Genomic DNA, 20,559 nt, shown 5'->3' with positions numbered 1-20,559 from the left:
GTCCTTGAGCAGTTCCATCGCATAGAGGACGATGCTGGTCTGCAGCACGTTCAGCTCTTCAGAGCGGTCGGAGTGCCTGTAGTACCCTTGTCTGCTGATGCCAAGATAATCGCAGAGGAAGGAGACCCGGCCGCGGAACGGCTCCGGCTCCCCGCTCTGAGACAGGGCAGTGATTACCTGGCATCGGATTTTTTTCGGATACGGATGTTGAACTTCTTCTCGGCCAGGTCTATCATCGTGGAATTGGCCAGGCAGCGGAGTTTCTCCTGGGCCAGTTCCTTCTTCAGGCGCTTCAGTTCTGCTTCATGCGCCTTGCGCTCCTTGAGCAGCTGGGCGCGAAGTTCGTCGAGCGTGGTTGGTAGTTCTTCGTGTTTCATAAGAAAAGGAATTGATGAGTTGTCGGGGTGGCCGTACGCGCGGAGGTATCCGAAGAATGTCGCCACGGGAATGCCAACACTCGCGGAAAAGGCGCGTATCGACAGGCCACTCGTGAGGTACCGACGTAATAACTCTAATTTTTCGATTTCATTGTACTGTTTCATGACTTTTTACTTTTTTTGGTTGATGTAAACTGTCAACTTATTCAGTACAGGTCACCAGCACCGGCAGTGCCGCCGAAAATCGCACTTTCAACGTCAAAAAGAGTACAGGAATAAAAATATTCACTATATTTGTGCGCAAGAAGTTGATTGATGAAGAAGCGTATCCTTATCGTATGTCTGGCGGTTCTCGTGCTGCTGGTGGGCTTGTGGACTTACTTCTGCCTCACCTGGAGAAGCCGGACGGAGGCCAAAGGAAACCGGATTGTGGCGCGTATCGAGGCTTACAAGTCCCGCCACGGGGCCTATCCTGACAATCTCGGCGTGCTGGGCATACCGGCAAAAGGCGACGGCAACGCGCTGGGCGGGGTCACTTTCTTTTACGACCGGTGGCAGGACGGCACCTACAGCCTATACTTTACGGCCGGACCTGATGAGACGTACGTCTACGACTCGTTACTTGAAACATGGCTTGACGGGTTCAGCTACGTCTCTGACAGGGAGAAACGACAAACCATCTTCGAACACATCCAAGCGTGTTATACCAACGGCTGGATTGACAGCACGGTCATTGACAGCGTAAAACCAAATGTTTTGCGACTGCAACCAGAAGGTCATGCCACCGCGCCCGACTCATTGGCCTACGTCAGAAACTATTACAAGGACGGCAGGTTTGCAGGCTTAGGCTGGATTACGTTCTGTAAAGACCCCGAAGATGACGGCGCAAATAGAATTGGATTGTGGACTTTCTATACCGAGGCGGGCATTTCCGTATCGGTTGATTACAGGCATGGTACAAGCACGCCGTTATATGTGCCCAAGTAACCGGCCCTTGGCCGTAGCCTGCCATAGCGTTAAGTGTAAAACAAAAACTATCGTTTGATGAAACATTTCCTCGTTCTGCTCCTCGTTGTCTGCTGCGGATGCAGTTCTTACGACTATCGCCTGAAAGACCTGAAGCAAGGCAGCATGCGCTTTGAAGGGTTGCCCCAAGCCGTGCGGCAATGCCTTGCTGACTTTCCGCCGGAGTATTTGATAGCAGAAGCGGACGACACAACTGCCACTTGGCCGGATGACGGCACGCTGCTATTCGTCGACCCGCGCGACACGGCCAACTACGAGGCCGTAACGGTTTTCAACCGTTTTGTACATTCGTGGGTAGACTACACGCTGCTGATTGACAAACGGCGCAACCTAAGTTACAGGATAGACCGAGGCGTGCCCATACCTTATATTATATACGAACACCGGGTGTTTATCCCCAACGAATACAATGTGCTGGGGATTGAAGCAAGTTTTAAATCGGCCGTTTACACCGAATATCAGCTGAAATGACGGCAAAAACAGCGCCTCTTGGCGGCTGGTGTTCTGACTTCTTCGTTGACATCTACACCCGGAAAGGAATAAACAGGCCATCAAACGATGGCGAGAGGGGTTACCGTTTCCCGTTCCCTGCCTCACCGACAAGCAGCAGTTCCGCAGCCATACCAGCCAAAGAAAAATCCTCACTGTCAAGAAGACGGAGACCGAACATCCAACTTTTTGGGCAGATGGCTTTGATTTATCTGCTTTTTCCACTATCTTTGCAACTGCTATGATGGAAAATCTTATGGGCGAAACACACCGCCCGGGAAGAATAGAAGTGGTGTGCGGGTCGATGTTCTCCGGCAAAACGGAGGAACTCATCCGGCGAATGAAGCGGGCAAAGTTTGCCAGACAGAAGGTTGAAATATTCAAACCTTCGATTGATACGCGGTATTCTGACGACGATGTGGTCAGCCACGACCATAATGCCATCCCCTGTACGCCGATAGACTCGTCTGCTTCCATTCTCCTCCTCGCATCAGAAATCGACGTGGTGGGCATAGACGAGGCCCAGTTTCTGGACGACGGACTGGTTGATGTGTGCAATGAACTGGCCAACAAGGGCGTGCGCGTCATCATTGCGGGGCTCGACATGGATTTTCAGGGCAAGCCCTTCGGCCCCATTCCGGCACTGTGCGCCATCGCCGACGAGGTTACCAAGGTGCATGCCATCTGCGTGAAGTGCGGCGCGCTGGCCTATGTGAGCCACAGACTGGTGGCCAACGAGAAGCGGGTGATGCTGGGCGAGAAGGCAGAATACGAACCGCTGTGCCGCGACTGCTACCAAAAGGCGCTCGAGGAAGAAGCCTGCCGCCGGCAAGCTGCAAAGGAATAGCCCACGCGCAACCATCAACTGAAATAACTCAACATACATAAGAACATGGGACAGAAGATAACTTTCGATAAATTCATCAGGTGGACGGGAACCCTCCTTCTCGTGTTTGCCGTGCTGTACATGGTCAACTACCTGAGTGCCGTACTGCTGCCGTTCTTCATCGCGTGGCTGTTTGCCTACCTGCTCTACCCCATCGTAAAGTTCGTACAGTACAAGATGCACGTGCGCGTACGCTCGCTCTCCATCATCATCACGCTCATCTTCGTTCTGGCCGTCATCGCCCTTATCGTTTACATGATTGTGCCGCCGATGATAGAACAGTTCCAGAAAGTGGGCGAAATACTGACCAAGTGGGTTAACGACACTGCACACACCAACGACCTGACGGCAAGCATATCCGAGTGGATAAGCAAGCACCAGGCCGAAGTGGAAAAGGTTTTCCGCAGCGAGGACTTCTCCGACGCCGTCAAGACAGCCATGCCCAAAGTCTTCTCGGTACTGGGACAAACGGCCAACGTCATCATCAGCATCATCGGATCGCTCATTACCTTATTATATATGTTCTTTATCCTCAACGATTATGAGTACCTTACCAACAACTGGATACGCATATTCCCGGAAAAGAACCGTCCTTTCTGGCGCGAACTCATGAAAGACGTGGAGCGTGAACTCAACAACTACATCCGTGGCCAGGGCATGGTAGCCCTGTGCATGGGCATCATGTTCTGCATCGGCTTTACCATCATGGACTTTCCCATGGCCATCGGTCTCGGCATCCTCATCGGCATTCTCGACCTCGTACCTTATCTGCACACCTTCGCACTCATACCTACCGCCTTTCTGGCCATGCTCAAGGCGGCAGATACGGGACAGAGTTTCCTGTTCGTTTTCGGACTTGCAGTAGGCTTGTTCGTCCTTGTGCAGGTTATCACCGACATGATTGTAACGCCCAAGATAATGGGCAAGGCGATGGGACTGAACCCCGCCATCCTGCTGCTTTCGCTCTCCGTATGGGGCACCCTGCTCGGTTTCATCGGCCTCATTATAGCCTTGCCGCTCACTACCCTGCTCATGGCGTACTGGCAGCGGTACGTTACCAAGGAGAATCAGGTTACGCTCTCGCCCGAGGACGAGGCTGTTCCCATCGAACCGGAAGTCACTGACACGACGCCGGAAAGCGGTCAAAAATAAACATTCAGGATAAAAAACGCCCGCATAATTTGTCTGTTTAAAAATAAAGCACTAACTTTGCACTCGCTTTCAGAAATGGAAGTTGGAGCATTGACTCGTTAGCTCAGCTGGTAGAGCACAACACTTTTAATGTTGGGGTCATGGGTTCGAGCCCCATACGAGTCACAAAGCAGTTAAAAAAGGGGATTCTTTCGAGAATCCCCTTTTTTGTTTCCCGCCCTCTCCTTTTTACCGAATGAAGCCGGAAATAGATTGATGTAACGAGTATGACTGTTAAGAAAAGATGCCGACAAAACGTGCTACATGTTCGGGAGAAACAGCTGACAAAAGAGGTAGTTTAATGGGTTGAGACGCGTAAAATACACCTTCGGCCACCCGAAAGGATAGCTTCGGTATCGTTGAAGGACAGCTCCAAGAAGGCTGAAGGATAGCTTCGGCATTGTTGAAGGATAGCTCTGAAAATGAAATATTGGGGCAGAAAAGGGGTAAAAAGTGGGCTTTAAGGAGCCTGTAGAATATGAGAAAAACACAAACTTCTGATTATCAGCAATTTAAAAGTGGCGCTATTTTCGCGTATTTATGGCCAAGTGGCTTGCTGATTGGAAATATCGCAAGCATAAAGACGCTGTTGTAAACTTTTTTAGGCGACACTTTTAACTGGAAAAACGTGCACCGAGAGAACAATGGGGAGCCACGTTTGCCATCCTTACCTCCAAGCTGTGAATACCCTTAACAGCACTGACGGAATTCTCCGCAGAGTGCAACTTCGCAGCGTTACATGCCGCAAAGGACCGGCAAATGCCAAAAGCCGGCAGCACGACAGCCGGAGGCAGAAGCCCCTGTCGGCATGCCACCGGCTGCAAGTATGTAAAATCAGCCACCGGGAACGGCTTCCGTAAGAATGCAAACTGGCAGACGGAGACCGTTCCGTGATGGCTGTTGGATTATTCGGTCGGATGATATTCGTCAGTCCGTACCGGTTCTTTTTCCTCTTTCTCTTACTGTTTGCTGGTTTTCATCTTGTCTATCAGCTCGTCAAGGGCAGGAATCAGGCCACGCAGGGTCTCGCTCTCAAGCCCGCAGGCATTGAGCATGCCGGTCATGCAGGCAGGCACCCGGGCAGCCTGCTCCTCCATTGCCCGCCCCTTGTCGGTAAGCGACACGATGGTCTGCCTGCCGTCCTGTTCGCCGCGTTCCTTGGTCACAAGCCCCTGTTTCTCCATCCGCTGAATGAGCGGTGTTACGGTATTGGTTTCCAGAACCAGCCGGCGGGCGATGTCGTTCACCAGCTGGCGGTCGTTCTCCCACAGCACCATGAGCACCAGATACTGCGGATACGTGATGCCCAACTCCTGTAGAAAGGGGTGGTAAGCCTGCGTAATGAGCCGGCTGGCCGTATAGAGACGGAAGCAGAGCTGGCTGTCGAGTTTCAGTTGAGCGTGTGACATGAGCCTATCCTAACATCTTTTCGATATCCTTTTCCAGCTTTTTGGGAGCTGTCACGGGGGCAAAACGCTTGATGGTATCGCCGTTGCGCGAAATCAGGAACTTGGTAAAATTCCACTTGATGGCACTGCCCAGCAATCCGCCAGTTTGTTCCTTGAGGTACTTGAAGATGGGGTCGGCATTGTCGCCGTTCACGTCCACCTTCTTCATGATTTGGAACGTAACGCCGTAGTTGAGCTGACAGAAGCCCGAAATTTCCTCGTCCGAGCCCGGATCCTGATTGCCGAACTGGTTGCAGGGGAACCCTATTACCACCAATCCGCGGTCCTTGTACTTCTGGTTTAGTTCCTCCAGACCGGCAAACTGGGGCGTAAATCCACACTTGCTGGCGGTGTTCACGATGAGGAGAACTTTGCCCTCAAACAGCTTGAAGTCCAACTCCTGACCCTTGCTGGTCAGCGCTTTGTAGTCATAAATCTTTGTCATAATCTTCTTCTTTTAATGTTTGTCAGGCCTCGGTACCAATGAGGGTAATCAAACCGGCACCCAGGGCCACTATTACTGTGTAAAGAATTGTTTCCATTTGCTATCCTTTTCTTTTTCTGATGCAAAGGTACAACAATCTTTTATATCGCCTGCGACTTATCTGCTTTTATTAACCTGATTTATGAAAAACATCGTTCGCGATACAAATTCGAAAGAGATATTAACTAAAAAGGTGACCACAGAAGACTCTGATGACGGATAAACGACCAGCTGCCTCAGGATTACAGCAACAAAGTTTGCAGACTTCGGCCAAAATGACTATCTTTGTCAGCACAGGTGGAGAGGTTCCGGCACTATCTAACACAGCTGGCATCACACGCCCAAAAACCATCGGAGAACGGGAAACAACTATTAATCACTTTGACAAGACACGCAACATGGAATGGAAAAAACTACAAAACGGTTCCGACATTCGGGGCATAGCGCTCGACGGAACAGCAGGTGAACGGGTGAATTTAACGGCCGATGCCACGGCTACCATTGCCCGCGCATTCGTAAAATGGCTGCAAGCACGCACGCCAAGCGGCCCTGTCAGCATCGCCGTAGGCATGGACTCACGCCTCTCGGGGCCAGCCTTGAAGCAGGCATTCATAGCCGGAGCCACTGCTGCCGGGGCTCATGTACGCGACTGCGGGATGGCTTCTACCCCCGCCATGTTCATGTCCACCGTCGACCCCAGCGACCCCGCAACGGCCGGGGTGATGATTACGGCCAGCCATCTGCCTTGGAACCGCAACGGCCTGAAGTTCTTTACACGCAACGGGGGGTTAGACAAAGCCGACATAGCAGTCATTCTCAGCATGGCTGAAACGGAACCGCTGACCGACGCCCCGACGCGGGGAACCGTCTCGACCCATAACTTGATGGAAACGTATTGCCGGCAACTGATGGACTACATTCGCCAAGGCGTGCAGGCAACTGACTACGACCACCCGCTAAAGGGAATGAAAATTGTCGTCGATGCGGGTAATGGCGCAGGCGGATTCTTTGCCGGCAAGGTGCTCGAACCACTGGGAGCCGACACCTGGGGCAGCCAGTTTCTGGAACCTGACGGCACCTTCCCCAATCACGTACCTAACCCGGAGAACCGGGAAGCCATGCAGTCGGTGTGCCAAGCGGTGATGAAGAGCCATGCCGACCTTGGCATCATATTCGATACGGACGTTGACCGCTCGGCCATTGTCGACAGCTCCGGGCAGCCCATCAACCGCAACGCACTCATCGCCCTCATAGCTGCCGTCATCCTGAGAGAACATCCCGGCACCACAATTGTTACCGACTCGGTTACTTCCGACGGCTTGGCCGCATTCATCAGCGAGGCCGGCGGCAAGCATCACCGCTACATGCGAGGGTACAAGAACGTCATCAACGAGGCTGTGAGGCTGAACAACAACGGGCAGGAAAGCTGGCTCGCCATCGAGACTTCGGGGCATGCGGCACTCCGGGAGAATTACTTTCTGGACGACGGAGCCTTCCTCGTAGCCAAGCTGCTGGTGGAGGCTGCACGGCTCAACGCACAGGGCAATACGCTGGCCTCGCTGATAGCACAGCTCCGCATGCCGGCCGAAAACCGCGAAATACGCTTCACCATTGCGACCGAAGACTTCAAAAACTACGGCCAAAAGGTGCTTGCGCAGCTCACGGCTTCCGTGAACGGGCAAGCCGATTACGAGCTGGTAGAGCCCAACTACGAAGGTGTACGCGTGCGCTGCCTGGCTGCCGACGAGTGCGGATGGTTTCTCCTGCGCCTCTCACTGCACGACCCCGTAATGGTGCTCAACATAGAATCCGATGTCGCCGGCGGCACCCAAAGAATAGAAAACAAACTGCGGACAATGCTTTCAGCCTTCACCAAGCTGCAATCCTAAACCCATATAAGCCTCTGAACAACAAAACCAACAAACAGCAATAACAACAACAATGAACGCAATCCAAACCAACAACGCCCCCGCTGCTATCGGCCCTTACAGTCAGGCCATCCGTACCGGCAACCTCGTCTTCGTAAGCGGACAGCTTCCCATTGACCCCGCAACCGGCCAGTTCGCCGTTGGCGGCATCAAGGAACTAACCCGCCAGAGCCTCACCAACATGCAGCACATCCTCCGGGAGGCCGGTGCAAGCATGGCGGATGTAGTGAAAACGACCGTATTCCTGGCCGACATGGCCGATTTCAGCGCTATGAACGAAGTCTATGCCGAGTTCTTCAGCGAGCCGTTTCCTGCCCGTTCGGCCGTTGCCATCAAGACTCTGCCCAAGCAGGCAAGGGTCGAGATAGAGTGCATTGCCGAGGTTAAGTAACCCGAACCGGCTGCATCTACCAACCGAAAAGCCGCCACAATCCTGCAAAAACAGGATGTGGCGGCTTTTTGTTTATTATCAATTGCCCCGTTGCTTACTTCTCCAGCTTGAGGTCATAGTTCAGTCCGGAGGCGGCTTCCTGCAGCTCCGAGTTGACCATACGCAAGGTAGAATCGTTCAGGACGAGGAAGTTTACAGACGGAGAGTTCTGCCCCATCTGCAGTTTATAATAGGTCTTGCCGTTTTGGGTCACCACTTCGGTCTTGCCGCTGTTGTAGGACACCTCGCTCTCTTTTGTCTCCGATTCCAGATAGGCCTGCCGCATGCTGAAGCCTTTGGTAGAGTCGTTGGCCACTGCCAGCCTGTACTTAATACCAAAGCTATCGGCAGCAGGGGTAACGCCTACATACACCGAAGAGTCTGCAATGGCCGAGTCTGCTGCTACAGAATCCTGACCGGCCGCATTGCCTGCCGTCTTTCCATTGTTGCAAGCAGCCAGGCAGGCACACGCTGCAACCAACATCATCATTTTTTTCATACTTACTGTTTTTATTATATTGAATAACTTTTGAAATAACTCCTGCTGAGAAAGATTATTGTATATAACCTGCAAGAAAATATCATGTACGCAGCAAGGGGGACAGAAACGGCCTGCTGCAGCGCTTTCACGACTTACCGAGCAGCAGTTTCGTGTTTACCGGATTGGCATAAATAGCCAGAAAGATGTCTTTCAGCACATCCGGTTCCGTGATGTCGTAATCGTTCAGCCGCTCCATGTAGTGCAGAAACAGCCGCAGCTGCTCGTCGGTGTAATGCTTGCGGTAGGTTCTCTGCCCGTATCGCAGGTCGTGGGCAATGTAGTTGTTGGGGTAAAGCACGTAGTCGGCAATGATGCGCCGGTCTATCAACTCGGCCACTTTCTTGTGATACTCGTTATTGGTGCAGTCGTTGTAGCGGCGCAGTTCGGCCTCGGTTATCTCGGGGCAGAGCGTTATATTCACCCTCCCCTTCTGCTGCACCACGCCGGTAAGGATGCTGTTCAGGTCCTCGCCCGGCTTCTTGATGTACTTCTGGTAGCGGCTCTCGTACAGTTCGATGGCCTTCAGGATGTCGCAGCTCTCTCGTTCATAGCTGATGCTTACCGGCACAATGTGCAGTTCGGCCAGCGCCTCTATCTTGTCTTCGGGCTTGCTCATGCAGAACATCTTGATTATTCCCTGGTCAGTACGGTCGTTGCCGTCCTTGGTCCGGCCGTTGCGCTGGGCTATCCACACGCTCTCCTGCTTCTCAGTCAGCGTGCTGCGTATGTAATCGCTCAGGTGGCGCGACGACATGTAGAAGTCGCGCATGCGGCCGCCGCGCTCCACGCGGAACATCTTGTTCGCCTTTCCTATATCCGTTACGAGGCCGGGGCTCATCAGGTTGGCCCCGAAGGTTATTTCGCTCGTCTCCCGTCCATGCTTGACCAGAAGGTACTGCAGCAGCGAGGCATCGAGCATGATGTCGCGGTGATTGGACACGAAGAGATACTGCACGCCGGGCTGCAGCTGCCCGAACCCGCTGTAGGTAAGCGTCGATATGCTGCGTTCTATTACCTGCCGGTTCACGGCTATCATCACAACATGCTGAAAGTCTCTTACGGTTCTGAACGAGAGCATCATCTGTCTGACCTCCTCCAGACTGCGGTCGGGGAATATCCACGAGGCCAGCAACGGGAAGGCATCACTCTCTACGATGCGCTGCAGGGCTGCAGGCAGCTCCGAGTCGTTGTAAGGGCGGATGTCGTCAAAGCTCTCAGTCATCTCTTTCTCTGGTCTATGAATTTAACGGGCTTGCGGCTCTTGGCCGGAAAGTTTACGCGCTGAACCTCGTCGGTGGGCCTTACTTCTATCTTGGGTGCCACGCGCAGATGTGCGCGGAAGCGGTCCTTCAGGTCTTTAACCGCGTCGTAGGCCGGCTCGTACTTCAGCCCCACCTTCACCACAACGTCGTCCGTGCCGCTCTCACTGTCCTGTACGTACACCACGTAGTTCTGCACATAGTCCGTATTATCAAGCACATCGTTGATTGCCGGAGGATAAAGAGTGGTGCCCTTGAGCTTTATCATGTTGTTCTTACGCCCCACGATAGGCGTCAGTCGGAACGAGTTGCGGCCGCATTGGCACGGCTCCGAGATGCGTGCACACATGTCGCCGGTGCGGAAACGCAGCAATGGCATGCCCTCAACGCCCAGCGTTGTGACCACCACCTCGCCCACTTCGCCGTCGGGCACAGGGCGGCCGTCCTCGCCAATAATCTCTACGATGATGAGCTCCGGGTGGCAGTGGCCGCCCTGCCCGTACTCGCACTCGGAGAAGGTAGCGCCCATCTCGGTGCTGGAATAGGTGGCAAAGAGCTGCACATCCCACTTTTCTTTAATCTGGCGGCCCAGCAGATTGAGCGTAAAGTCTTGGTTGCGCAGGCCCTCGCCTATGCCGATGATGCGCTTCACGCTGGAGTGCGTGTAGTCTATGCCGTGCTCCTCGGCGTACTGGATGAGCCGCGGAATGAACGAGGGTACGCACATGATGCTGTCCGGCTGCATGCGGCGGATGGTGTCCCACTGCAGTTCAGGAATGCCGTTGCCCACGCGGATGATGCTCGCTCCCAGCCGGCGGATGCCCAGAAAATAGGCCAGGCCGGCCATGAAGCGCTTGTCGATGGTCGTCATGAGCTGCAGAATGTTGCCCGGCCCCAGCCCTGCACAGGCAAAGCTCTTGGCCTCGTTGAAGGCCAAACGGTCCAGGTCGCGGTCGGTACAGCCAAAGGTTACGGGCTCTCCGAGCGTGCCCGAGGTGGTGATGTAGTCCACAATCTTGGCCTTGGGGCAGCATCTGAAGTCCTCGTTGTGCAGCTGCAGGTCCTTCTTCTCCGTAAAGGGAATGCGCTGCAAATCGTCTATGCGCCGTATCCCGGCCAGGTCTATGTGGTGCGTACTGAACAAACGCCGGTAATAAGGCGAACAGGCGTGCAGGTAGTCCAGCGCCTCATGGAGCCTGGTTTCCTGATACGCCCGGATGGTTTCTGCCGATTCAAATTCTATGTCTTTGTTCATGATTGCAAAATAGCTGTCGCCGTGAGATTCTGACGACTTTGAGTTGCAAATATAGTAAATAATACCGAAGAAGTGGAATTTTTGGTATGAAATTGTTCGTAACAGCTGCTCTGCCGGCTGCAACTGCCTATTACAGGTGCCGGATGCCCTGCACGGAACAGCAACAGACCAGCCCTGCGGGTGTTATCTGCCGACTGGCGGAACTTTCGACACTTGTCGCACGATTGTGTGACAGGTGTCGAATTCATGTGCGACAAGTGTCGAAAGTTCCTGAACGATAGCTTCGGCACCTGAAAAAGCCGCTCGCAGCGACCCATTGCAGGGCGTGCGGGCGGCTGACAACATAAAGGTAAGGAGGCGGTTCAGAAGAGTTGCCGAACCCAGTCCACGAAAGTCTGCTTCCAGCCGATGGCCTCGGCCGATGTTTTTGACGCCGAGGCGCCGAACCCGTGGCCGCCCGTGGCGTACTGGCGGTACAGGTGCGGCTTGCCGTTTGCAGTCAGGGCACTGTCCATGAGTTCGGCATTGTGCTTGTTGACAACGGGGTCGTCGGCGCAATTAATCATGAACACGGGGCAGTGAATGCGGTCGGCATGGCGCTCCATGGAGAGCGAATCGCACACTGCCCGGTTGCGCCAGCGGCGCTCGCCCAACAGTCCGCGGCGCGAACGGCGGTGTACGCACGGGTTACTCATGGTTACCACGGGGTAGATAGGGGCAATGAAATCGGGCGACAGCTCGCCGGCCGACCACTCGGCACCGTTGAGCACCAGATGTCCTCCTGCCGAGAAGCCCATCGCCCCCACCCTTTTATACCCCTTGCTGCGGGCCAGCTGCACCGCCTTCTCCAGCGCCCGCAGCTGGTCGGGGTGCTGGTGGCCGCGGTAGAACCAGCGCGTGTGCCAGGCGTAGGCAGCCCATCCGGCTACCGGATACTCCAGTACATAGGCCGCAAAGCCCTGCTGCGTGAGCCACAGGGCTACCTCGGAGCCTTCCGTCTTCTTGCTGAGCCAGCAGTAACTGCCGCCCGGACACACCACTATAGCTATGGTGGCAGGGCGCGGGGGCAGGTATTCGGTTATCTTCTGCGCCCGCCCCGGCAAGCTGCCAAGGCACAAGAGCAGGGCTATGAGGAGGTTACTTTTCATCGTCCAGGGCGTTTATCTTGTCCGTAATCCGGTTCAGTCCCACGATGGCCTCGGCCGTGTTGATGGCCGTAAGGGGCACACCGCAGAAGCCGTGCAGGTTCACGTTCTGGCCCGTCATGTACAGGTTGCGCACCTTGGTGTAGACGGGCACCTGACTCTGGGCCACGTTCAGGCAGTCTTTATGCAGCCCGTAGAGGGCGCCCTCGGGCTCGTTGTAATAGTCGCGTATGGTGAGCGGCGACGATGCAAACACGAGGTCGCACTTCTGGCGGAAGCCCGGGAAGAGGCGTTCCATCTTGTCCAGCACCTGCTCCGTGCGCTGCCGCTTCCACTCCTCGTAGGCCCGGCCGCGCCTGCCGGTAAGGGTGCCGGCCCACGGAGCGCAGGCCGAATAGGGCATGATGGAGTTGATAATCATCTTGGTGGCCCACGGACCCTGCTCTGCCTCGCACGGCGTCATGTACATAAAGCCACGTGGAAACTCGCCGGCATTGTACTCGTTGTAGTGCCAAACCATGCCGTAGTCGCTCTGGTAGTAGCAGGTGTGGTTGATGTAGGGGAACGACTGGGGCTTGAAAACAACGTAAACGCAGAACGAACTGTAGCTGTTGGGCGCGCTGCCTATGCGGGTGCGGAAGGCCCGGGAGAAGGCCTTGGCGTCCGTAAGCTGCAAAAGGGCGGCCGGATGGATGGCGGCAACGTACTTATCGGCCGTATAGGTCTGGCCGCCAAGGGTGCGGACGGCCGTCAGCTCGCGGTCGGTTATGTCGATGCCCGTCACGGGGTCGCCTCCTGCCACGCCCCCCCCATGCGCCTCTATCACGCCCCGCAGCGCCTCGGCCATCTGCTGGCTGTTGCCTGCAAAGCGGCTGGGGCCGCTGATGTACAGCACATTGATGAGCGCGTGGATATAGGCCGGCGTGTGTCCTGCATAGCCCCCGTACATGGGGTTCATGTAGGCAAGCACGTCGCGCAGCTTCTCGTTGCCAATAAAATGGGCAATGAGACGGTCTGCGGGCCACATGAATTGCTCGCCGTGGGTATAGATGTGGGAGTTTGAAGTTCGCAGGTAGAAGAAATCAATCTCGTTGACAATGGCAAAGAGTGCTTCTACATAGTCTCTGATATGGGTGGCCTCATCCGGAAACTCGTGCTGGAAATAGGCTATGAAGTTCTCCTTTCCCTCGGGCACCCGGTAGGTCTTGCCGTCGGAAAGGTAGGTAATCTCGTCCATGCAGTCATGGTCTACGTCGCGTATATCCATCTTATCCATGATGCCGAGATACCGGCACAGCTTGTAGATGGAGCCGCCCGGACGGATGCCTCCAAGCAGGTGCATGCCCGACTCGAAGCCTACGCCCCTGCGGTAGAAGGTCTGCAGGCCTCCGCCTATCTGTTTGTTCTTCTCCAGAACCGTTACCCGGCAGCCCTCCTTGGCCAGCAGGGCGCCGGTGAAGAGGGCTCCGAGGCCTCCTCCTATCACTACGATGCTATCCATTCACTATCTGTTCAAAAATCTTCTCGCTTGTAAGCAGTTCGCCGCAAGTTACCATGCTGCCCACCAGCACGCCCAGAATGCCGTGCGAATTGATGTTCTGCCCCGTGAGCAGAAGGTTGGGTATCTTGGTTCGGTGGTGCACCCGGGCGGCGGGACCCAGCTGTATGTTCTTGGCTATACCGTACATGGAGCCGCCCTCGGTGCCCGTGTAGTCGAGGTAAGTGAGCGGCGTGCTGGTGTAAAGGTCGGCCACATGAGTCCGCAGACCGGGAAAGTCCTGCTCCACGGCACGCAGCAGCAGCTCGGCATGCCGGCACTTGAAAGCCTCGTAATCGGCCCCGCGGTGCCCTGTGCGGGTGCCCTTCCACTGGGCCACATCGGCCATCTGCATGTACGAGAGGATAACACCGCTGCGGGCGAAGCGCTGCTCCGGCTCGTCGCAAAAGTGCATGTAGAGGTAGCCTTTGGGCCATTCGGCCGCGGTGTAGCACTCACAATCCCACGGCGTAGCTTGCCTGTAGCCGTAGAAGTTGTAGTTCATGTAGGGCACCTCGTTATCCTTGAAGTGCAGATAAACGGAGAATCCGCCCACCGTATTGGGCAAATGGGCAATACGGTTGCGGTAAGCAGGACGCAGTAAGGACGACGACACCAGCTCTAAAGTTCGTGCGGGATGGGCGTCGGAGATAACAATATCGGCCATGAAGGTGCTTCCGTCGGCACACGTAACGCCCGTGGCACGGCTCTGGTCGCACGCAATGGCAGTAACCTTCTTGTTGGTATAGACCTTTGCCCCGTACTTGAAGAGCGTGCGGAGCAGCGACTTGGCTATGTTGTCGCTCCCTCCTACCACCCTGTAGGCACTCTGGTTGTAGAAGTCCATGACAAAAGCATAGGTGGAGAAAGGCGTCTTGTCCTTCTCTGCCGCATATAAGGGCAGGTTCCCGACGACCACTTTGCGCAGCTCGGGGTTGGTTATCACCCGGTCAACTACTTGGTTGATGCTGAGCAGCTGGTACTGGGTATTGATGGCGGCATCGGTCTCCGTGTGCCGCAGAGAGTGCAGCGAAGAGGCTCCGGCAACGCCTTCGATGATGTCGCACAGGCGGTTCAGGTTCGCCACCTGGTCGGGGAAAGACGCTGCCAGGCGCTCTATGAACCGCTTGCGGCCCATGGCGAAGGGGTATCGGCGGCCGTTGAGAGATATCTGCTCGTAGCCTTCGGCATCCAGAGCCGAGAGCTGCACGTTCACCTCCAGATAGCGGAGCAGCCGGTGGAGGGTTTGTCCTTCGGCCGCGGAACCTATGAAGTGCATGCCCGTTTCAAACTTCACGCCTTTACGTTTGAAGCATTGCAGGCAGCCGCCAACCTGCACGCCCTGCTCCAACACGGTCACCTCGTAGCCGTTCTTGGCCAGAATGACGCCGCAGGACAGGCCGCCCAATCCGCTTCCTATGATGATAACTCGCTGCTTCATCTGAATTCTCCCTTGTACATTCGGTCGTATCTGCGGTACGGAGCCCAGTATTCGTCGGTCTCCAACGTCGCACACAAGGCTGCATAATGCTCCTGGTAGTATTTACGCATGCGGCGACTCATGAGTCTGTCGCGCTCGTTCGCATCCATGCCTTCGGTCTTTCCGGCCGGCCGGCGCTGCCCTATCTCGACGTGGATGGCACCCTCGCGCAGCATGAAGTCGCGCTTGGGCAGCACATGCCCTGCCCCATGAAGGAACACGGGAACGATGTCGGCGCCCAGTTCACGTGCCAGGTAAAAGGCTCCCTTGTGGAAACGCAGGATGCTGCAGTCCTCACTCCGCGTGCCTTCCGGGAACACACAGATGCTGTAACCGCGGCCGTAGAGGTCGCGCAGTCGGGGCATATTGCGCTCTATCCCGTCACTTACAGGATAGAATTCCGCCCGGTGTATGACCGCTCCATAGAACGGATTGCGCCACACCCAGTCGTTGGTAACGAAGACGAGTTTGGGCGTGAGCTGCAGCAAACACAGCAAGTCGAGATGGCTCTGGTGGTTACAGATAATCACGGCAGGCTTCTCGAAGGTTTCTCCCACGCTGTTCTCTTCGGAATACTTCACGCCCGGAACGCGGCGAACGATGACCTGCGCCATCCGCTGAATGATGCGGTGATACTTCAGCTTGCGCGCTTCGGTTATCTTGCCGATGCGGAAGTAGAGCCACGTGTAGGGCAACATGAAGCCGTACATCATGCCCAAGAAGAAGAACAGGGAGAAGAGCGAATAGGCCACCCGCTTCAATGTAATGGGAACGGGACGCCGTTGGCCGTCCTTGGTAGTGAGCCACCGGAATACCAACGGCGGCAGGTAATTGGCCATCAGCACAACCGTTACCATGCCGATAATGGTTACCACGGCCAGCGAACGCAACGCCGGATGGCGTGCGAAGATAAGACTGCCGATGCCGATGAACATCAGCACGGCCGAGAACAGCACCGAGTTGCGATACGCCTGCAGCCGTCTGCGCCCCGTGGCGTACTCGTACATGAGCCCTTCGGTTATGAAGATGGTGTAGTCATCGCCCTGACCAAAGATGAAGGTAGCCAGGATGATGTTCACGATATTGAACTGTACGCCCAGCAACTGCATCAATCCAAGTATCCAGATCCATGACACCGCGAGCGGCAGAAACGACAGCAGAGAGAGCTCGATGCTGCCGAACGACAGCCACAAAAAGCAGAAGACAACCAGTCCGCACACCCAACCAATGTAGTTGAAGGAGTTGTTCAGCACCTCTACCAGCCGGTTGCTGATGTCCCGACTGCTGAAAGCCAGCGGCACGGAGCGCTTTACCGCCGCCTCATCGGATGTGGTAACGTAGTTCACAATCTTATATCCGGCCTCGTCCTTGAGGATGAACCCGGACGCTGCATTGGCCGTCAGCGGGCTGAAATAGGATGCAGCGCGAACCTCGAACCGCTGCGTCAGGAGTTCCGAAAACGCGCCGAAAGCCTCGCCGGAGAAGCCTAACGCCCTGCCCTCCCTGTCAACCGCCGCGAGCAGAGACTGCGCATAACGGGCTTTGAACTGCCTCCAGCGGGCCAGCCGGGCCTCCTGTTTAGGCTCCGACGGCAAGAAGCTGCCCACGCCACTGATGCGTTCAACCTGCGGCAAGGCCATGAGCTTGTCGGTTGCACGGTCGTTCTCGCGCAATGCCTCCTCCAAGGTTGCACCCCGGGCAACCACATACACCGGCCTGTCGGGCAGCGAGGAAGAGAGCAGCTCCATGTCAGCCTGCTGCTCGGGAGTCATGTAATTGATGTGCGAAAGGTCGGAATCGAACGATGTACGGAGTGAGAAATAGCCCAAGACGGCCGTCAGCAAGAGGACAACCGGCAACAGATACGGCACGCGGGGCAGGCGAACACGGCTGCTGCCTATGGCCCGCGGGCTGACTGCCGACGCCTTGGCATAGAGCGGAAGGAATACAAGAACAAACAAGATGGTGCCAATGAGCATGAGCGATCCGAACAAACCGAGGTCGCGCATGGCCCGGGCATCGAGCCAGACCAGGCACAGGAAGGCCGCCACGGTAGTGATGTTGCCTATCAGCAGCGGCGGAACCATCTCGCGTAAGGCCTCTCTCCGGCCGGGCACTTCGCGCAGATGGTCCAGGAAATGCAGCGGATAATTGACCGCGATGCCGATGATTACCGACCCTATTCCCAGCACAATGATGGACACGGAGCCGCTTGCAAGCGACATGCCCGCCAGCGCAAACAGCCAGCCGAAGGCGATGGAAGCCCCTATCCACAGGATATCAGAAAGCCTGCGGTAATGCCACACGAGCAAGAAAAGGATGAGTACAACGGCCAGGGAGACCGAAACAAGCGAGTCGGTCTTTATCTGCTGCGCGTTGGTAACAGCCACCAGCGGGGCTCCGATGGCCGATACGCGCACGTTGGGATATTGCTGCATCGTGGCTGCCATAGCCCCGTTAAGCTGCTGAACCAGCAGAGCATTCTGCCCGGTCTCGCTCGGTCCGTAGGGCGAATGGAACGTCAGGAGGCTGCGCTTGCCGTCTTTGGTAAACACGTAGCCGTCTGCCAGCTGGAAGTCTTCACTCGGTCCGAGCCCTTTCAGGCTCTGCATGACGGGGCCGAAGAGGCCGAGCGGGTCGTAGCGCAGCGTCTGCATCAGGGCTCCACCCATAGGCATCAGAGCCAGCTGGCGGTTCTTCAGCATCTGGTTATGCACGAAGTCGGGCTGCGCGAGCAGCGAGTCCATGCGCTCATAGTCGGCCGGGGAGAGGAAGTAAGGCATGTTGCGGTACACAAAGTCCATTGTCTTTTCCGCCCGTGCTGCATCAACCGTAACCTGCAAATCCCTGATGCTGCGTATCTGCTCCAGCCTCCGGCCCATGTAGTCCATGGCCATTTCGAGCGTGTCGTCGGGCACTTGGCGCAGCGAATCCTTTGCCCCGAAGAGCACGGCAATGCGGTCCTGCGAGGTTATCTGCTTGTAAATGGCCTCATACTGCTCGTTCTCTTCGTTGCCGGGCAGGAACTTCGAGATGTCCTCCTCGTAGTGGATGCGTGCCGTTAGCAGCACAACCACCGCGAGAAACAGCAGCAACACCGCGGCCGACAGCCGCCTGTGGGCGCTCGCATAGTCGTATATACGTAGAAAGAACTGCGTCATCATCTCAATTTCCGAATAATCCGGGCCGGCAGATAATAGAAAACGGCGCCCGTGGTGAGCACGATGTTGAGCAGCGTAATGCGCAGGAAGTCGTACACAGGGCGAAAACTGCTCACCCTCTCGGCCTTTGGCGGATAGTACACCCGCACCGGAATGCCCACCAGCCTCACGCCTTTCCAGGCCGAATAGACCAGGAACTCCAGCTCCGACTCATAGCGCGAGGTCACTATCCAGCCCGCATCGAGCATGTTGAGCGGGTAGAGCCGGTAGCCACACTGTGTGTCGGCGAGCCGCAAACCCGTCTGGAAATGGAACCAGAAGTTGGAGAACTTGTTGGCAAAGTTGCTGCCCTGGCGCATGTTCTCCTGCTCCAGACGCCGCATGCCCACAATGAACGCGCCCCTGTTAGCCCTGAAGGCATCGATGAAAAGGGGGATGTCTTCGGGGTAATGCTGCCCGTCGGCATCTATCGTCAGGGCGTACTCGTAGCCCAGGAGGATAGCTTTCTTGAAGCCCTCCTTCAGTGCGTCGCCCTTTCCTCGGTTGCGTTCGTACTCCACAGTCACCAGTCCGTCGATGCCGGCGGCGGCTATCAGCTCGTGCGTACGGTCGGTGCTGCCGTCGTTAACCACGATGATGTGGCCGGTGAACCTGCTGATACGGCGCAGCACATCTACGATGGTGGCGCCGTTGTTGTAGGTTGGAACAACCACGCAGATGCGCTCACGGTCTATTACTTCGCGTACTTTGTCCATCATTTGCCGAATATGAGTGAGAACTTGGTATATATCCGCTCGCCCCACACAATGCTTCCCTTGCACTGCACGGCGCTTTCGGCTTGCGTTACCTGGTCGAACACCACCTCTATCTGCCCGTCGTCAACGGGCGAGATGGGCGCAATGAACTTCAGGTTCCTGATTTCGCGCAGCTCCAGTTGTGTGTTCAGGCGCAGCTCCAGCAGCTCGCCCAGCATCTTGACAATGCACACGCCGGGCGTTACGGGCTTGCCCGGAAAGTGCGCCCGGTAGATAACATGACCGGCCATCAGCGAGAGCTGGCAGCTGTCGGCTCCGCTCCTGTCTATACGGAACATGGTACCCAAGAGCTTCATCGGCGGTAGCTGACTTTCTGGTTCAACAAAGTAATGGTGATGTTGTCGCCATTGGGCTGCACCATTTCCACCTTCTGCACCATCCGCCTGCCCTTGCTGAAATACAGGCGCACGGTCTTGAAGAGCCGCTTCATGTCGCCCCCGCGCGGATAGAGGTAAGCTATCCACCAGCCGCCGCGGGTGTACATGTGTACGGTAAAGTCGCGGTTGCCGGACAGGCTACGCCCCGAGACGCTGTTCATCATCAGCTGCGTGATGTTGCGGTACAGCTTGTTGCTGCCCGTGTCGATGGTGGTTGTGCGGCTGCCCGACGTGGTTGTTACCTTGCCTTTATCTATCGTGAAGGTGTAACTGTACGGAGCAGTGTACTGCCAGGTGAGCTTTCCGTCGGCAGAGTACGACATGCGGCCTTCCGAAACGGCCTTGCTGTCCATGAAAGACAGGTTGCTCACCTGCCTGAAGTCGCAGCTCATGGCACGTATGCTGGCCGATGTACGGTTGATGAGGGCAATCATCTGCCGTTCCTGCCGGGGCGTGGCGCGCACCGCCTTCTGGGCCAGCAACGGTGCCTGACCGGCGAGGCAGCACAGCAACAGCAGCACCATCAGAGCCCTGCGGGAGGCCACCAGAGAGGCCACCCTTATCGGTCTCCGTAACGCGTTGATACAGAGGGCGCTGCAAAAGGTATCCTTCAAGCCGCCCGAACGATACCTCCAAGGCCCTTGAAGGATAGCTTCAAGACCCTTGAAGCATAGCTTCGGGAGAGCCGCCGGATATTTACGGTTGTTATTCTTCATTCTTTTTGTCTTGT

The 20,559-nt window shown here is 55.9% G+C and carries 19 protein-coding genes and 1 tRNA gene; 7 read left to right on the top strand and 13 right to left on the bottom strand.

The window, feature by feature from the left end; all coding sequences use genetic code 11:
- Positions 1-173: 173 nt before the first annotated feature.
- Complete coding sequence (locus BMW31_RS12225; protein ID WP_091826360.1) at positions 174-542, bottom strand: transposase; 369 nt, start codon at positions 540-542, stop codon at positions 174-176.
- A gap of 150 nt (positions 543-692) precedes the next feature.
- Here BMW31_RS12225 and BMW31_RS12220 point away from each other — a divergent pair, with 150 nt between their 5' ends.
- The 5 genes from BMW31_RS12220 to BMW31_RS12200 all read left to right on the top strand — a co-directional run bounded on the left by BMW31_RS12220 (position 693) and on the right by BMW31_RS12200 (position 4,095).
- A complete protein-coding gene (locus BMW31_RS12220) occupies positions 693-1,364 on the top strand; it encodes a hypothetical protein (protein ID WP_091826358.1) in 672 nt (223 codons plus the stop codon).
- 57 nt (positions 1,365-1,421) lie between these two features.
- Entirely contained in the window at positions 1,422-1,874 is a 453-nt protein-coding gene (locus tag BMW31_RS12215; RefSeq protein WP_091826355.1) for a hypothetical protein, read from the top strand.
- 259 nt (positions 1,875-2,133) lie between these two features.
- Positions 2,134-2,739, top strand: coding sequence for a thymidine kinase (locus BMW31_RS12210; protein ID WP_091826352.1), 606 nt, complete (start codon positions 2,134-2,136; stop codon positions 2,737-2,739).
- 45 nt (positions 2,740-2,784) lie between these two features.
- Entirely contained in the window at positions 2,785-3,930 is a 1,146-nt protein-coding gene (locus tag BMW31_RS12205; RefSeq protein ID WP_091826349.1) for an AI-2E family transporter, read from the top strand.
- Positions 3,931-4,022: 92 nt separating this feature from the next.
- Positions 4,023-4,095 (top strand) — tRNA-Lys (locus BMW31_RS12200).
- Between the two features lie 833 nt (positions 4,096-4,928).
- On the opposite strand, the gene BMW31_RS12195 is transcribed toward BMW31_RS12200, so the two are convergent.
- Entirely contained in the window at positions 4,929-5,378 is a 450-nt protein-coding gene (locus tag BMW31_RS12195; protein WP_091826347.1) for a MarR family winged helix-turn-helix transcriptional regulator, read from the bottom strand.
- 4 nt (positions 5,379-5,382) lie between these two features.
- On the bottom strand, positions 5,383-5,862 hold the full coding sequence (locus tag BMW31_RS12190; protein WP_091826345.1) for a glutathione peroxidase: 480 nt from the start codon (positions 5,860-5,862) through the stop codon (positions 5,383-5,385).
- A gap of 437 nt (positions 5,863-6,299) precedes the next feature.
- Here BMW31_RS12190 and BMW31_RS12185 point away from each other — a divergent pair, with 437 nt between their 5' ends.
- Positions 6,300-7,790, top strand: coding sequence for a phosphohexomutase domain-containing protein (locus tag BMW31_RS12185; protein WP_091826369.1), 1,491 nt, complete (start codon positions 6,300-6,302; stop codon positions 7,788-7,790).
- A gap of 52 nt (positions 7,791-7,842) precedes the next feature.
- Positions 7,843-8,220: a RidA family protein gene (locus BMW31_RS12180; RefSeq protein ID WP_091826343.1), complete on the top strand. Its 378-nt coding sequence runs from the start codon at positions 7,843-7,845 to the stop codon at positions 8,218-8,220.
- A gap of 94 nt (positions 8,221-8,314) precedes the next feature.
- On the opposite strand, the gene BMW31_RS12175 is transcribed toward BMW31_RS12180, so the two are convergent.
- The 10 genes from BMW31_RS12175 to BMW31_RS12130 all read right to left on the bottom strand — a co-directional run bounded on the left by BMW31_RS12175 (position 8,315) and on the right by BMW31_RS12130 (position 20,545).
- Positions 8,315-8,758: a copper resistance protein NlpE N-terminal domain-containing protein gene (locus tag BMW31_RS12175; RefSeq protein ID WP_091826340.1), complete on the bottom strand. Its 444-nt coding sequence runs from the start codon at positions 8,756-8,758 to the stop codon at positions 8,315-8,317.
- Between the two features lie 127 nt (positions 8,759-8,885).
- A complete protein-coding gene (locus BMW31_RS12170; protein ID WP_091826338.1) occupies positions 8,886-10,022 on the bottom strand; it encodes a 1-acyl-sn-glycerol-3-phosphate acyltransferase in 1,137 nt (378 codons plus the stop codon).
- Complete coding sequence (locus tag BMW31_RS12165; protein ID WP_091826336.1) at positions 10,019-11,314, bottom strand: flexirubin biosynthesis putative acyl-CoA ligase FlxY; 1,296 nt, start codon at positions 11,312-11,314, stop codon at positions 10,019-10,021. The genes BMW31_RS12170 and BMW31_RS12165 overlap by 4 nt, the downstream gene beginning before the upstream one ends.
- Before the next feature lie 362 nt (positions 11,315-11,676).
- Positions 11,677-12,462: an alpha/beta hydrolase gene (locus tag BMW31_RS12160; protein WP_091826334.1), complete on the bottom strand. Its 786-nt coding sequence runs from the start codon at positions 12,460-12,462 to the stop codon at positions 11,677-11,679.
- Complete coding sequence (locus BMW31_RS12155) at positions 12,452-13,960, bottom strand: phytoene desaturase family protein (RefSeq protein ID WP_091826332.1); 1,509 nt, start codon at positions 13,958-13,960, stop codon at positions 12,452-12,454. The genes BMW31_RS12160 and BMW31_RS12155 overlap by 11 nt, the downstream gene beginning before the upstream one ends.
- Complete coding sequence (locus BMW31_RS12150; protein WP_410524449.1) at positions 13,953-15,437, bottom strand: phytoene desaturase family protein; 1,485 nt, start codon at positions 15,435-15,437, stop codon at positions 13,953-13,955. Before BMW31_RS12150 ends, BMW31_RS12155 begins: the two co-directional genes overlap by 8 nt.
- Positions 15,434-18,640 carry a 1-acyl-sn-glycerol-3-phosphate acyltransferase gene (locus BMW31_RS12145; protein WP_255404963.1) on the bottom strand — a complete coding sequence of 1,069 codons (3,207 nt, stop codon included), beginning with the start codon at positions 18,638-18,640 and terminating at the stop codon, positions 15,434-15,436. Before BMW31_RS12145 ends, BMW31_RS12150 begins: the two co-directional genes overlap by 4 nt.
- Entirely contained in the window at positions 18,637-19,395 is a 759-nt protein-coding gene (locus tag BMW31_RS12140) for a glycosyltransferase family 2 protein (RefSeq protein ID WP_091826330.1), read from the bottom strand. Before BMW31_RS12140 ends, BMW31_RS12145 begins: the two co-directional genes overlap by 4 nt.
- The gene (locus BMW31_RS12135; RefSeq protein ID WP_091826327.1) at positions 19,392-19,748 is read right to left on the bottom strand and encodes an ApeI family dehydratase; all 357 of its coding nucleotides are present in this window, start codon (positions 19,746-19,748) and stop codon (positions 19,392-19,394) included. Before BMW31_RS12135 ends, BMW31_RS12140 begins: the two co-directional genes overlap by 4 nt.
- Complete coding sequence (locus tag BMW31_RS12130) at positions 19,745-20,545, bottom strand: flexirubin biosynthesis/transport protein LolA2 (RefSeq protein WP_091826325.1); 801 nt, start codon at positions 20,543-20,545, stop codon at positions 19,745-19,747. The genes BMW31_RS12135 and BMW31_RS12130 overlap by 4 nt, the downstream gene beginning before the upstream one ends.
- Between the last annotated feature and the right edge of the window lie 14 nt (positions 20,546-20,559).

Origin of the sequence: Prevotella sp. kh1p2 (genome assembly GCF_900111525.1) — a bacterium.
Lineage (GTDB): Bacteria > Bacteroidota > Bacteroidia > Bacteroidales > Bacteroidaceae > Prevotella.
This window is presented reverse-complemented; position numbering and strand designations above follow the sequence as displayed.

Coding starts and splice junctions, on each gene's coding strand:
- BMW31_RS12190 (WP_091826345.1), bottom strand. CDS start 5,862: ATGACAAAGATTTATGACTACAAAGCGCTGACCAGCAAGGGTCAGGAG.
- BMW31_RS12210 (WP_091826352.1), top strand. CDS start 2,134: ATGATGGAAAATCTTATGGGCGAAACACACCGCCCGGGAAGAATAGAA.
- BMW31_RS12180 (WP_091826343.1), top strand. CDS start 7,843: ATGAACGCAATCCAAACCAACAACGCCCCCGCTGCTATCGGCCCTTAC.
- BMW31_RS12130 (WP_091826325.1), bottom strand. CDS start 20,545: ATGAAGAATAACAACCGTAAATATCCGGCGGCTCTCCCGAAGCTATGC.
- BMW31_RS12140 (WP_091826330.1), bottom strand. CDS start 19,395: ATGATGGACAAAGTACGCGAAGTAATAGACCGTGAGCGCATCTGCGTG.
- BMW31_RS12170 (WP_091826338.1), bottom strand. CDS start 10,022: ATGACTGAGAGCTTTGACGACATCCGCCCTTACAACGACTCGGAGCTG.
- BMW31_RS12160 (WP_091826334.1), bottom strand. CDS start 12,462: ATGAAAAGTAACCTCCTCATAGCCCTGCTCTTGTGCCTTGGCAGCTTG.
- BMW31_RS12175 (WP_091826340.1), bottom strand. CDS start 8,758: ATGAAAAAAATGATGATGTTGGTTGCAGCGTGTGCCTGCCTGGCTGCT.
- BMW31_RS12135 (WP_091826327.1), bottom strand. CDS start 19,748: ATGAAGCTCTTGGGTACCATGTTCCGTATAGACAGGAGCGGAGCCGAC.
- BMW31_RS12220 (WP_091826358.1), top strand. CDS start 693: ATGAAGAAGCGTATCCTTATCGTATGTCTGGCGGTTCTCGTGCTGCTG.
- BMW31_RS12195 (WP_091826347.1), bottom strand. CDS start 5,378: ATGTCACACGCTCAACTGAAACTCGACAGCCAGCTCTGCTTCCGTCTC.
- BMW31_RS12225 (WP_091826360.1), bottom strand. CDS start 542: ATGAAACAGTACAATGAAATCGAAAAATTAGAGTTATTACGTCGGTAC.
- BMW31_RS12205 (WP_091826349.1), top strand. CDS start 2,785: ATGGGACAGAAGATAACTTTCGATAAATTCATCAGGTGGACGGGAACC.
- BMW31_RS12155 (WP_091826332.1), bottom strand. CDS start 13,960: ATGGATAGCATCGTAGTGATAGGAGGAGGCCTCGGAGCCCTCTTCACC.
- BMW31_RS12185 (WP_091826369.1), top strand. CDS start 6,300: ATGGAATGGAAAAAACTACAAAACGGTTCCGACATTCGGGGCATAGCG.
- BMW31_RS12165 (WP_091826336.1), bottom strand. CDS start 11,314: ATGAACAAAGACATAGAATTTGAATCGGCAGAAACCATCCGGGCGTAT.
- BMW31_RS12150 (WP_410524449.1), bottom strand. CDS start 15,437: ATGAAGCAGCGAGTTATCATCATAGGAAGCGGATTGGGCGGCCTGTCC.
- BMW31_RS12145 (WP_255404963.1), bottom strand. CDS start 18,640: ATGATGACGCAGTTCTTTCTACGTATATACGACTATGCGAGCGCCCAC.
- BMW31_RS12215 (WP_091826355.1), top strand. CDS start 1,422: ATGAAACATTTCCTCGTTCTGCTCCTCGTTGTCTGCTGCGGATGCAGT.